Below are 12892 nucleotides of genomic sequence, written 5' to 3'. Positions count from 1 at the left end.
GCTAGGAGACAGCCATGCCTGCCTATCCCGTCATCGCCCTGCGGCCGGACGACGGCGTCGTCGTCGCCCGCGGCGCCATCGAGCCCGGCACGCCGGTCGCCGAGGGCGTCACCGCCGCCGAGCGGATCCCGGCCGGCCACAAGGTCGCGGTGCGCACGCATCGGAGCGGCGAGGCGGTGACCAAGTACGGCCAGATCATCGGCTTCGCCAAGGAGGAGATCGCGGCCGGGCGGCACGTCCACGTCCACAATCTCGGGATGGGCGCGTTCGCCCGCGACTATGCGTTCGGGGTCGATGCGAAGCCGACCCGGCTGGTCACGCCGCCCGCAACCTTCCAGGGCATTCGCCGCCCGGACGGGCGGATCGCGACCCGCAACTATGTCGGCATCCTCACCTCGGTGAATTGCAGCGCCCACGTCGCCGACCTGATCGCCGACGCGTTCCGGCGCCACCCGATCCTCGGGCTCGACCCGCTCGCGGCGTACCCGAACATCGACGGTGTGGTGGCGCTCACCCACAAGACCGGCTGCGGCATGGCGATGGGCGAGCCGCTGCGGCTCCTGCGCCGGACGCTCGCGGGCTATGCGCGGCACGTCAACTTCTCGCACATCGTGATGATCGGGCTCGGCTGCGAGGTGAACCAGATCGGCGCCTTCCTGGAGGAGCAGGGGCTGGGCGACCGGATCCGCAGCATGAACATCCAGAGCCTCGGGGGCACCCGCAAGACCGTCGAGGCCGGCATCGACTTCGTGAAGGGGATTCTGGACGAGGCCAACGTGGTCCATCGTGAGCCGGTGCCGGCGAGCGAGCTGATCGTCGCGCTGCAATGCGGCGGCTCGGACGGGTATTCGGGCGTCTCGGCCAACCCGGCGCTCGGGATCGCCAGCGACCTCGTGGTGCAGAACGGCGGCACGGTGATCCTGTCGGAGACCACGGAGACCTATGGCGCCGAGCACCTGTTCACCCGCCGCGCCGAGAGCCCGGAGGTCGGCCAGAAGCTCGTCGATCTGATGCGCTGGTGGGAGGAGTACACCCGCAAGGAGGGCTCGGAGATCGACGCCAACCCCTCGCCCGGCAACAAGGCCGGCGGCCTGACCACGATCCTGGAAAAGTCGCTCGGCGCCATGGCGAAGGCTGGGAGCACCAACCTCGTGGACGTGCTGCGCTACGCCGATCCGGTCACCGCTAAGGGCTTCGTGTTCATGGACACGCCCGGCTACGATCCGGTCTCGGCGACCGGGCAGGTGGCCGGCGGGGCGAACCTCGTGTGCTTCACCACCGGTCGGGGCAGCGTGTTCGGCTGCAAGCCGGCGCCGTCGATCAAGATCGCCACCAACTCGGCGATGTACCGGCGGCTTGAGGAGGACATGGATGTCAATTGCGGCACGATCCTCGATGGAGACGAGAGTGTCGAGCAGGCCGGGCGGCGGATCTTCGAGCGGATCCTGAAAGTCGCGGGCGGTGAGCGCACGAAGAGCGAGCAATTTGATTTCGGATCCTCGGAATTCGCGCCCTGGCAAATCGGCGCGACGGTGTGAGGCTCAGAGGTCCGTCCGCACCACGCCCGGGAAACCCAGGATGAAGTCGGGGCCGAAGGCGGTCACCGGCGTGTGGAAGCCTGCCGGCACCGCGCCCGAGGCGAGGCGCCGGGCGACTTCCAGGGCCGTCGCGGCCGTGAGCGTGTAGCCTTCGGGCGTCTCCATCCGGCTGGCCGCCTTCCGCCCGGCGCCATCCCAGGCCTCGGCCAGGAAGGTGCTGCGTGCCGTTTTCCGCGCTGTCTCCGACGGCCCGGCGGGAAGCCGATCGATGCCGCGGTTGATCAGCCGCTGTGCGGCCCCGCCCGCGATGATCCGCCGGATCCCGGCCGGCAAACCGGCGGCGGCCGCCATGGCGGGGAAGGCCTCGAAATACACGTCGATGTTGGGGACCCGCGTCGAGTACCACGCACTCGACACGTCACCCCAGCCGAGGCCGACCGTGCGCCGGGGGCCGCGGCCGAAATCGGCGCTGCCGCGGGGCGGGCTCGGCAACTCGACGATCCGGCCGTCCCGGCGCACCCGCGTGCCCCAGGCGATGCCCTCGACCATGGTGCGGGCGGTGCCCTGACTGAACCCGCCGAACCCGCCGATCGAGATCCACAGATGTGTCGCGCCGGGGAGTCGACGCGCCACATGGGCTGCGAGGCAATCGCTCGGCACCACGTCGAAGCCCGCGGCCGGGAGCAGCACGATGCCGGCCGCCTTCGCCTCCGCGTCGCGGGCGGCGAGCGCCTCCAGCACCGAGATCTCGCCGGTGATGTCGACGTAGTGCGCCCCCGCGGCGAGGCAGGCCTCGGCCATCGGCCGGGCGGTCCTGGAGAACGGGCCGGCGGCGTGGATCACGGCCGCGACTCCGGCAAGCGCGGTTCGCAGGCGTTCCGGTTCGTCGAGGCGGGCGGCGCGCGCTTCGAGGCCGAGCTGCTCGGCGAGCGGACGGAGCTTGTCCGGATCGCGCCCCGCCAGGATCGGCCGCAGGCCTTGCGCGCGCGCGCGCTCGGAGATGAGTCTGCCTGTATAGCCCGTGGCGCCGTAGATGAGGATCGTGCTCATGCCCGACTTCTGCCACCGCGTCGGCTCGTATCAAAGCACACCGAGGAACGACGCGGATTCGCACGATTGGAACGCGAGGCGTCGGGCGGCTCGGATCGCCCGGTCTCCGTCACGTTTGGGAGCGGCAAGAGGATGAAGCGGAACCTCCGGTCGACGGCATCGCGGGGCGGCAGGGCCGCGATCCGGCACGGCGCCTGTGCCGTCCTCCTCGCCATGGCTGCGCCGGCCTGGGCCGCAGACCGGACCGTGACGCTGAAGGCTCAGCCGGAGGCTAAGGCCGACATCGTGGTGATGCCGCAGATCGATGCGCCGGTGGACGAGGCGGAGCGGCGGATCAATACCGCGCTGAAGCGGCTCGACGGCAATGTCCGCAAGGCTGCGAAGCAATGTACGCTCGGAGACGGGAAGCCCGGGGACTGGGGTCGGAGCGTCGAAACCTCGATGCGCGGCCCCAGTTTCGTGAGTTTCGTTATTCACGACGATTCGTTCTGCGGCGGCGCACATCCGAACAGCAGCACGATGTCGATCGTCTACGATCTGACCACCGGCGCGCCGGTCGATTGGACCAAGCTGCTTCCGCCCTCCCTGACTGGAACGGTCGCGCTCGCGGAGGGAATGGACGGGACCAAGATGGTCACGCTGGCCTCCAAGAGGCTGCACAGACTCTACCTCGAACGATACCGCCCGAAGACCGGCGATTCGAAGCAGGACGACGCGGACGACAAGGAGTGCCGCGAGGCCGTGACGGAGACGTTCTCCGGCGATCCGCCGGCCATGATGGCTTGGCTCGACGCCAAGGAGGGCGGTCTGGCGGTGCAGTTCGATCTGGCGCACGTCGTCCAGGCCTGTGCCGATACGGTGGTGATCCCAACCGCCATCCTGCGCCGGGAGGGCGCCAAACCCGTCCTCGTCGACGCCCTCGACGCGGCCCACGCCGCAAGCCGGTGACGCGTGGCTTGGCGCTCAGCCTCGGCTGGGCGCCGGGAGGGGGCGCCGTGCCGCGAGCGCATCGGATCACCCGCACACCGAACGGCGTGCCCTCCAGACCGCTTAAAAGGTGGCCATACAGCTCGTCCCTGCTGAACCGGCAGTCGATGTCGGGGATCGCGACGAACCGGTCGAGTTCCTGAAGCATCAGATCGGCGAAGATGCCTGCGCCGAGCTGGGTTTCGGCAGCGTCGAGCAGGCCGTGATTCGCCAGGAAGCCGCCGCCGAGCCAGATGAGGCCGTCCCGGTACTGGATCAGCGCGACGTAGATGCCGAAGCCGAGCATCGCCGCGTCGCGCCAGCCCGTCTCGGCGAGGTAAGCCTTCACCATCACGTCGGTCGAATAGGTCTCGTGCTCTCCGTCGCGCTTCGCGAGATAGTCGCGGAACACGTCGTGGGATTCCGGATCGAGACGGAGCAGGGCCTCCATCGCTGGGGCGAGGGCGCCCTGATCCGCCTTCGGCCCCCAGATCTGGCGAAACAGCCGCATGGCCTCGACGGCGGCGGGCTGGACTTCGAGATAGGTGGTCAGGAGCGCGCGCAGGGCCGAGGCGACCGGGATCCGCTCGCTGGCCACGCGCGCGAAGAACGCCGTCTCGGTCATCTTGCGGCCGGCGACCACGAAGGACAGTTCCAGGTACTCGCCCTGCATGAGGTTGACCAGACGCGTGCGGATCTCCTGCGTCAGCTGTTCCAGCGCGGCGGCGATGTCGGCCTGCGAAAAGCTCGCGACGGGCACCACGGGCCGGCGACTCGTCTTGGACAGGAACCGTTGGACCGCCATCCCGCTCGGGCCCGTCAAGCCCCCGGCCTGGAAGCCGTCCTCGTCTTCCGAGATCACGCGGTTGGCCGCGGTGCTCGCACACCAGGCGCGTGGGATGGTGACCGTATCGGGAAACGCACTGATCACGACGTGATCCGCACGCGTCACGTCGGCGATCTCGAGGACGAGTTTTTTTCCGTCGAAACGCTGAAAGCTGAAGACAGGCGAGAGGGTGCCATCCAGAGCGACGCGCTGAAATTCGGTCCGCGTGTCCCAGGAATAACCAAACCGGATCCAGAACGCCGTCTCATCCGGCTCCCAGACGATCTGGCTGATCTTGAGATGGCGCTCCGATGCGATGCCGGCGGCGATGCGTTGAAGGGGGACGGTCGTCCAGACATCCAGGGCCTGCTCAACGCGCCCGGCCCCGTTGGCATCCCGATGCGCGGCCGGCGTGTTGGCCGAGCCCTCGCGGATGACGGGTAATCCGCGAGACAGCGTCGCCAGATACCGGCGGCCGGGACTGAGCCACCACGGTTTCGTTTCGTCCGTGAGCGGCTCGTAGCGCACGGTCCAATCGGAACGATCCAGATGGAAAACTCCGTAGTGCAGCCCCGTGGGATGGCAATCGAAGCCGATGAACGAGAGCCGTCCGGCAGGGTCCTCGAACAGGTCGCTGCAGATCGACAGGTAGAGCGGGTCGTTGTCCGTGGGCGGGTAGACGTATCCCATGACCAGTCGCGCGACCGAATGGTCCTCCGACCATCGCAGGCCCTCGCCTTCCGCGACCATCTGCAGGTCCTGCACCCGCAGAAGCTGAAGGTGAAAGACATAATGCTGGCCGTCGGGCTGGCGAGCACGTTGATAGAGCGCGATCAGCTCCGTGTCGGCCGTCACGAACAGGCGATAGAGTGAAGTCGACTTGACGGAAAGTTTTCTCCGCAGGATCTCCCTGTTCGCGCGCCAGTCGATCAGGGCGAGTTCTCCTCCCTCCGAGAAGCAGGCGAGGCGATCGTCGCCGAAGCACACCGCTGAAACGATCTTGCCGTCCCGGAACGGCCGGAACAGGCGCCATGTACCCTGGTCCTCGACGGCGGCCACGGTCTTGAAGTGGCGCTCCGTTCCGGTGATCTCCACACGCGGCATGCTGGCTCCCTGCAACGGCGTTTCGATCCGCGATCCCGGCGGCGGGCAGGGCGACGATTTGAAGTCGATCCGGCAAGCGCGTGTCTTCGGGCAGATCGCGATTGTTTGCCCGTTCAGGCCACCAGCGGAGCAGTTTGTCTTAGCTTCGGCGTCGCCCGGCGGTTAGGTTTCGCGGTGACCTAGGGCATCGCCGTGTGGCGCTGGGCGCCATCCGGATATCCGCGGCGGGTCTGGCCGGTTGCTGCGGACGATGTAGCCTGGGGCGGGGATCGCTGAGGCGAAGCGCGATCCCGCAAGGGGCATCATGTCCGAATCCGGCAATCCCGACCCATTCGCAGCGTTCGCCGACGCGGTCACCGATCTATCGCCCCTGCGGCGGGCGGTCGTGGCCGCCTGCCGGCGTCCTGAGCCCGATTGCATCGCGCCGCTCCTCGAACAGGCGCGCTTGCCCGCCGAGGCCGCCGCGCGCGTCGTCGCCACGGCCCGCCGCCGCGTTGAGTCCCTGCGCCGCCGTGGCCGCCGCGGCGGCGTCGAGGCCCTGATCCACGAATATGCCCTGTCGAGCGAGGAGGGTGTCGCGCTGATGTGCCTCGCCGAGGCGCTGCTGCGTATCCCCGATGCCGCCACCCGCGACGCGCTGATCCGTGACAAGATCGCGCCGGGCGATTGGGCGGCCCATCTCGGCCACAGCCCGTCGCCCTTCGTCAACGCGGCGACCTGGGGCTTACTGGTCACCGGTCGCTTGGTCGCCACCCGGGACGAGGCCGGCCTGTCCGCCGCGCTGACCCGCCTGATCGCCCGCGGCGGAGAGCCGTTGATCCGCGGGGGCGTCGATCTCGCGGTGCGGATGATGGGCGAGCAGTTCGTCACCGGCCGGTCGATCGCCGAGGCCCTGCGCAACGCCGCCACGCTGGAGGCGAAGGGCTTCACCTACTCGTACGATATGCTGGGCGAGGCCGCCGTCACCGCCGCGGATGCGACGCGGTATCTCGACGCCTACGAGGACGCGATCCGGGCGATCGGGGCGGCCTCCGATGGGCGCGGCGTGCTGCGCGGGCCGGGGATCTCGATCAAGCTGTCGGCGCTCCATCCGCGCTATGTCCGTTCACAGCGCGGGCGCGTCCTGGCCGAGCTGGTGCCGCGCGTCCAGGGCTTGGCGCGCCTCGCCAGGGGCTTCGACATCGGCCTCAACATCGACGCCGAGGAAGCCGACCGGCTCGATCTGTCGCTGGACATCCTGGAACGGCTCGCCTTGGACCCGGAACTCGCGGGCTGGGACGGGCTGGGCTTCGTGGTCCAGGCCTACGGCAGGCGCTGCCCCTTCGTGATCGACGTGCTGATCGATCTCGCCCGGCGCAGCCGGCGGCGCCTGATGGTGCGGCTGGTCAAGGGTGCCTACTGGGACAGCGAGATCAAGCGCGCTCAGGTCGATGGGCTCGCCGACTTTCCGGTCTTCACCCGCAAGGTCCACACCGACGTGTCGTATCTCGCCTGCGCACGTCGGCTGCTGGATGTGCCGGATGCGGTGTTCCCGCAATTCGCGACCCACAACGCGCAGACGCTCTCCGCCATCGTGGAGATGGCGGGGCCCGACTTCCGGCTCGGGCAGTACGAGTTCCAGTGCCTCCACGGGATGGGCGAGCCGCTCTACGAAGACGTGGTGTCGGGCGTGAATCTGCGGCGCCCGTGCCGGATCTATGCGCCCGTGGGGACGCACGAGACGCTGCTGGCCTATCTGGTGCGCCGGCTTCTCGAGAACGGAGCGAACACCTCGTTCGTCAATCGCGTCGCTGATGAGTCGGTGCCGGTCGAGACCCTGGTGGCCGATCCGGTGGCCGTGGTGCAGGCCATGCCGGTGCCCGGTGCGCAGCACGCGCAGATCGCGCCGCCCCGCGATCTCTTCCGACCCAGACGGGCGAACGCCGCCGGTCTCGATCTCGCCGATGAGGCGGTGCTCGCCCATCTGGCGGACGGGCTGACGGAAAGCGGCCGGACGGCGTGGCGGGCCATGCCGCAGGGGGCCGGTACTGCCGAGACACCCGTACGCAACCCGGCCGATCATCAGGACGTGGTCGGCTTCTACCGAGCGGCAACGGCCGCCGACATCGATCGGGCCCTGGCGCAGGCGGACGTGGCCGCCCCGCGCTGGGCCGCGACGCCCACAGCCGAGCGGGCCGTCATCCTGCGCCGTGCTGCCGACGCCTTCGAGGCGCGGATGCCGGCGCTGCTCGGTCTCATCATGCGCGAGGCGGGCAAGTCCGCCGGCAACGCGGTCGCGGAGATCCGCGAGGCCGTCGACTTCCTGCGCTATTATACGGCCGAGGCGGAACGGACGCTCCATCGTGGCCATGAACCGCTCGGGCCCGTGGCCAGCATCGCACCCTGGAATTTCCCGCTGGCGATCTTCGTCGGGCAGGTGGCCGCCGCCCTGGCGGCGGGCAACACGGTCCTGGCCAAGCCCGCCGAGGAGACGCCGCTCACCGCCGCGGAGGCGGTGCGGATGCTGCACGATGCGGGCATTCCGCAGGACGTGCTGCAGATCCTGCCGGGGGACGGCGCGGTCGCCGCCGCTCTGGTCGCGGATGCGCGGGTCCAGGGCGTGATGTTCACGGGCTCGACGGCGGTCGCCAAGTCGATTCAGCGTTGCCTGGCCGAGCGGTTGAACCGTTACGGCGAGCCCGTGCCCTTCATCGCCGAGACCGGCGGCCAGAACGCCCTGGTGGTGGATTCCTCGGCCCTGGCCGAGCAGGTGGTCGCGGACGTGATCGCCTCCGCCTTCGACTCGGCGGGCCAACGCTGCTCGGCCCTGCGGATCCTGTGCCTGCAGGAGGAGATCGCCGACCGGATTCTGGGCATGCTGAAGGGCGCGATGCGCGAGCTGGCGGTGGGCGACCCGCGCCGCCTTTCCTCGGATGTCGGTCCGGTCATCACCCCCGAAGCGGCCGAGGGGATTGGCCGACACGTCGCGGCGATGCAGGCCCGGGGATTTGCCGTCGACCAGCTCGACCTGTCGCCCGAAACCACCAGCGGGACCTTCGTGCCGCCGACCCTGATCGAGATCGGCCGCGTGGCGGATGTCGAGCGCGAGGTCTTCGGGCCGGTGCTGCACGTGCTGCGCTACAGGCGGGCGGACCTCGACGATCTGCTGGGCGCGATCGAGGCCACCGGCTACGGCCTGACCTTCGGCCTGCACAGCCGCATCGACCGGACGATCGCCCGGGCCCTCGGCCGCGTCCGGGCCGGCAACCGGTATGTGAATCGCAACATCATCGGCGCCGTGGTCGGCGTGCAGCCTTTCGGCGGGTCAGGCCTCTCGGGTACGGGCCCGAAGGCGGGCGGCCCGCTTTACCTCGACCGGCTGGTCCGGCGAGCGCCCGAGGGGGCGTACGATCGGTTCGTGGCTGATGCCTTTCCGGTACCGACCTACCGCGCTTGGCTGATCGCGACGGGGCATGGCCCGCTGGCGGATCGCTTGGCCACATTATGCTATCCGGCCCAGAGGGAGATCGAACTGGTGGGACCGGTCGGCGAGCGCAATCTCTACGCCCTTCGACCGCGCGGGCGCGTCGCTGCGATCGCCGAGACGGGACCGGGGCTTCTGATTCAGATTGGGATGATTCTGGCCTGCGGCAACCACGTCGTCGTGGTGCGCGGCGAGCGGCACGGGGCCCTCCTGCAGGACCTGCCGTCCGACGTGGCGGCGCGGGTCGCGCATGCACCGGATCTCGACGCCGCTGGCGATATCCGGGCGGTCCTGTTCGAGGGCGACGCAGTCGGCTTGGCGGCCATCAACATGGCGGTTGCGGCCCGAGACGGCGCGATCCTATCGGTCCAGGCCCGCACTTCGGGCGCGCTGGCGGACGGCGATCTTTACGGTTTGGCCGGACTCGTCGAGGAGGTGTCGACCGCGATCAATACGGCCGCCGCCGGTGGCAATGCCAGCCTGATGGGCGTCGGCTGAGGGCGCGCGCTCACGCCCTCAAGCGTCTGGGATCGATCCAACCGCTCCCGCGCCGTCAGGCGGCGCGCGACCAGCGGATGTCGCCGAGGCTCTCACGGAAGGCGAAGCGGGCCAAGTGATCGGCCACGACGTTCTCCAGCCGGGTGAGGTTGACCGGGTCCGCGCTGTCGATGCGCATCACCAGCGCGTCGGGCTCGGCATCGAAGGTGCAGACGCGATCCTCGCCGAACGGCACGGTGCCGTGCTCCGGGGTCGCCTCGACCTTGAACTTGTGGCTCCAGTGCCGGCAGAGCTGCTGAAGGTAGCGGCTCGCTTCCGCGGTCTGCACGCGGGCCAGTGAGGTAGGCATTCCGTCGATCTCCTAAAGGACGTGATCCAGCCTGTCGTTGACGGTTCGTCGCTCGATCTCGCACGTGCGAGATAGGAAGGCTCCAGAGCAATTGCCATGCCGGGCTACTACCGACACGCCTGCGCCGTCATCTGAGAAGGTCTGGCCACCGCGTTAGCAGACGCTTAACGCGGTAGTCGGCCGCCGCGGATGGTGGCGGGCCGTGTCTGTCCTGCACCGGCCTCAGCGCCGAATTATGGCGCGCCGCACAATTTTTCATGACTTGGATTCGGGCGCTTGAGCGCGTTCGGGGGCGACATCCGCCAGGATCTTGCCGGGGTTCAGCATGTGCCCGGGATCGAGGGCATCCTTGAGCCGCCGCATCAGGTCGAGACCGGCCGGATCGCCGTAATGCGCGAGTTCCTCGCGCTTGATCAGGCCGACCCCATGCTCGGCCGCGATGGAGCCGCCGAGATCGTCGACGATGTCGTGGACGATCCTGTTGAACCGGCCCCATTGCGCCAGAAAGTCCGCCGCCGGCATGCCGGGGGGCTGCGACAGGTTGAAGTGGATGTTGCCGTCTCCGAAATGGCCGAAGCCGCAGGGGCGCAGGCCCGGCATCTCGGCGACGCAGGCCGCGCCGGCCCGCGCGAGAAAATGCGGCAGGCGCGAGAGGGGAACCGACACGTCGTGCTTGATCGAGGCGCCTTCGCGGGTCTGCGCCTCGGGAACTCCCTCGCGCAGCCGCCAGAGGGCGCCGTTCTGCGCGCCGCTGGCGCCGATCACCGCATCTGCGACCGTCCCGGCCTCCAACGCATCGCCCAGAGCGGCTTCCAGCGAGCCCTGCATGTCGGCGTCCGGCCGAGCCGAGGCGGCCTCGATCAGCGCGTAGGCACCGTGCGCGCCGGCCAGCGGCGGGACCGTGCCCGGGACATGCCGCAGGACGATCTCCAGCGCGAAGGGCGGAAGGTACTCGAAGGCCGTCAGATCCCGGTCGAGCCGGGTCCGCAGCGTCACGAACAGGTCGAGGGCCGCCTGTGCCGAGTCCAAGCCCACGAAGGCGACGCTGGTGCTGCGCGGCTTCGGGAACAGCTTCAGCACCGCCGCGGTGACGATGCCGAGCGTACCCTCCGAGCCGATGAAGAGCTGCTTGAGGTCGTAGCCGGCATTGTCCTTGCGCAGCGCCCGGAGACCGTTCCACACCCGCCCGTCGGCCAGGACGACCTCGAGCCCGAGGACGAGATCGCGGGCATTGCCGTAAGCCAGCACCGCGATGCCGCCCGCATTGGTGCTGATCCCGCCGCCGATCCGGGCCGAGCCCCGCGACGCGTAGGAGAGCGGGAACAGCATGCCGGCCGCGTCGGCGGCCTCCTGAACCTCCTGAAGGATCATCCCGGCCTCCACCGTGATGGTGGCGTCCACCGGGTCCACGGCGCGCAGCCGCGTCATCCGCTCCAGCGACAGGACCACCCCGCCCTGCGGGACGCCCGCCCCGGTGAGCCCGGTATTGCCGCCGAGCGGCACCACCGGAAGGCCGGCCTGCGTGCAGGCGCGGACGGCGAACGCCACCTCATCGGTGGAGCCCGGCCGCAGCACCGCCACGGCCGAGCCGGTGAACAGCTTCCGGGTCTCGATCAGATAGGGGGCGAGATCCGCCGGCTCGGTCAGCACGTGTCGCGCGCCGAGGCCGTCGCGGAGCGCGGCGAGCAGGGTATCGGGGTTGGACGCCATGGGTGTCATCGCGAAGATTTTTTTAGACGAGGGCGCGCCCTCGGCAAGCGGCCGTCTGGCGCGCGGCGGGAGGCACCTTACAACGGTCGCGTCGATCGCGGGCAGGGTTTGCCCGATCCCGGACGTTCCACCGCAGAGGCAGAGATGCTCTCCGTCATCCAGAACCCGCCCCGCATCGCGCTCCCGATCGTCGGCAGCAGCGATCTGTTCCCCGTCCGCCGCGTCTACTGCGTCGGCCGCAACTACGCCGCCCATGCACGGGAGATGGGGGCCGATCCGGATCGCGAGCCGCCATTCTTCTTCATGAAGCCCGCCGACGCGCTTCAGATCGTGGGTTCCGAACCGACGCCGCACCCCTATCCGTCCAAGACCAGCAACTACCATTTCGAGGTCGAACTGGTGGCCGCGCTCGCCGGCGGCGGCACCGATCTTCCCGTCGAGAACGCTCTCGATCACGTCTACGGCTACGCGATCGGTCTCGACATGACCCGACGCGACGTTCAGGACGAGGCCAAGCGGCTGTCGCGGCCCTGGGACACCGCCAAGGCGGCGGACGGATCGGGCCCGATCGGCGCCCTGCATCCGGTCTCGCTGGTCGGCCATCCGGCGCGCGGAGCCATCACGTTGGCGGTGGATGGGCAGACGCGCCAGACGGGCGACCTCGGCGATATGATCTGGTCGGTGGCCGAGCAGATCGCCTACCTGTCGGGCTACTTCGCGCTGCAGCCGGGGGACCTGATCTTCACCGGCACGCCGTCGGGCGTCGGTCCGGTCGAGCGCGGTCAGCGCATGGTGGCCTCGGTCGCCGGCCTCGGCGCGATCACCCTCGACGTCATCTGATCCGGCAGCCGCGGACCGTCATGCTCCTCGATCGTTGGCTGCTGCGGCGCCTGTTTCACCTCGGGGCGTTCGCCTCGCGGGGCATGACGCTCGGCGTCCGCGGAATCGCCATCGATCCGCAGGGCCGCGTGGCTCTGGTGCGCCACACCTATGTCAGTGGATGGCACTTGCCGGGCGGTGGCGTCGAACGCGGGGAGAGTGCGGCCGAGGCGATGATCCGCGAATTCCGCGAGGAATCGGAAATCGTCCCGGATGCGCCGCCCCGCCTCGTCGGCCTGTACCGGAACGCCGCCGCCGAGCCGCGCGATCACGTGGCCCTGTTCGTCCTGTCGGCCTTCACGGTGCTGCGGCCGAAGGCACCCGACCGGGAGATCGCCGCCTGCGCGTTCTTCCCGACCGATGCGCTGCCAGAGGGGACGACCCGCGGCACCCGCGCCCGCCTCGACGAGGTGCGGCGCGGCCTCCCTGCGGACCCGCATTGGTGAATCGTCGTGAGCGGGCAAAGAGACGCTTGCGTCGCCCGTCGGAATGGTGTTTAGAAAGCGCCG

8 protein-coding genes are annotated in these 12892 nt (G+C 69.5%); 5 read left to right on the top strand and 3 right to left on the bottom strand.

The genetic code is table 11. The annotated features are described in order from the left end of the window. Positions 1-14 precede the first annotated feature (14 nt). A complete protein-coding gene (locus OXS49_RS12110) occupies positions 15-1538 on the top strand; it encodes an altronate dehydratase family protein (RefSeq protein ID WP_267424398.1) in 1524 nt (507 codons plus the stop codon). Between the two features lie 3 nt (positions 1539-1541). On the opposite strand, the gene OXS49_RS12105 is transcribed toward OXS49_RS12110, so the two are convergent. Beyond that, complete coding sequence (locus OXS49_RS12105) at positions 1542-2588, bottom strand: saccharopine dehydrogenase NADP-binding domain-containing protein (RefSeq protein ID WP_267424396.1); 1047 nt, start codon at positions 2586-2588, stop codon at positions 1542-1544. Positions 2589-2720: 132 nt separating this feature from the next. Here OXS49_RS12105 and OXS49_RS12100 point away from each other — a divergent pair, with 132 nt between their 5' ends. After that, entirely contained in the window at positions 2721-3536 is an 816-nt protein-coding gene (locus tag OXS49_RS12100; RefSeq protein WP_267424394.1) for a hypothetical protein, read from the top strand. 2252 nt (positions 3537-5788) lie between these two features. Continuing rightward, positions 5789-9445 (top strand): trifunctional transcriptional regulator/proline dehydrogenase/L-glutamate gamma-semialdehyde dehydrogenase, encoded by a 3657-nt coding sequence (gene putA, locus OXS49_RS12095; RefSeq protein WP_267424392.1) that lies wholly within the window; start codon positions 5789-5791, stop codon positions 9443-9445. 55 nt (positions 9446-9500) lie between these two features. On the opposite strand, the gene OXS49_RS12090 is transcribed toward putA, so the two are convergent. After that, the gene (locus OXS49_RS12090; RefSeq protein WP_243924984.1) at positions 9501-9794 is read right to left on the bottom strand and encodes a DUF2218 domain-containing protein; all 294 of its coding nucleotides are present in this window, start codon (positions 9792-9794) and stop codon (positions 9501-9503) included. A gap of 255 nt (positions 9795-10049) precedes the next feature. Further along, positions 10050-11513, bottom strand: coding sequence for an FAD-binding oxidoreductase (locus tag OXS49_RS12085; protein ID WP_267424390.1), 1464 nt, complete (start codon positions 11511-11513; stop codon positions 10050-10052). A gap of 135 nt (positions 11514-11648) precedes the next feature. On the opposite strand from OXS49_RS12085, the gene OXS49_RS12080 reads away from it, so the two are divergent. Next, complete coding sequence (locus tag OXS49_RS12080; RefSeq protein WP_244002758.1) at positions 11649-12344, top strand: fumarylacetoacetate hydrolase family protein; 696 nt, start codon at positions 11649-11651, stop codon at positions 12342-12344. A gap of 20 nt (positions 12345-12364) precedes the next feature. Continuing rightward, positions 12365-12829: an NUDIX domain-containing protein gene (locus tag OXS49_RS12075; RefSeq protein WP_267424387.1), complete on the top strand. Its 465-nt coding sequence runs from the start codon at positions 12365-12367 to the stop codon at positions 12827-12829. Positions 12830-12892: the final 63 nt, after the last annotated feature.

The sequence above is a fragment of the Methylobacterium sp. GC_Met_2 genome, from assembly GCF_026540795.1.
In the GTDB taxonomy this organism is placed as follows: Bacteria; Pseudomonadota; Alphaproteobacteria; order Rhizobiales; family Beijerinckiaceae; genus Methylobacterium.
This window is presented reverse-complemented; position numbering and strand designations above follow the sequence as displayed.

Coding starts and splice junctions, on each gene's coding strand:
- OXS49_RS12110 (WP_267424398.1), top strand. CDS start 15: ATGCCTGCCTATCCCGTCATCGCCCTGCGGCCGGACGACGGCGTCGTC.
- OXS49_RS12105 (WP_267424396.1), bottom strand. CDS start 2,588: ATGAGCACGATCCTCATCTACGGCGCCACGGGCTATACAGGCAGACTC.
- OXS49_RS12100 (WP_267424394.1), top strand. CDS start 2,721: ATGAAGCGGAACCTCCGGTCGACGGCATCGCGGGGCGGCAGGGCCGCG.
- putA (WP_267424392.1), top strand. CDS start 5,789: ATGTCCGAATCCGGCAATCCCGACCCATTCGCAGCGTTCGCCGACGCG.
- OXS49_RS12090 (WP_243924984.1), bottom strand. CDS start 9,794: ATGCCTACCTCACTGGCCCGCGTGCAGACCGCGGAAGCGAGCCGCTAC.
- OXS49_RS12085 (WP_267424390.1), bottom strand. CDS start 11,513: ATGACACCCATGGCGTCCAACCCCGATACCCTGCTCGCCGCGCTCCGC.
- OXS49_RS12080 (WP_244002758.1), top strand. CDS start 11,649: ATGCTCTCCGTCATCCAGAACCCGCCCCGCATCGCGCTCCCGATCGTC.
- OXS49_RS12075 (WP_267424387.1), top strand. CDS start 12,365: ATGCTCCTCGATCGTTGGCTGCTGCGGCGCCTGTTTCACCTCGGGGCG.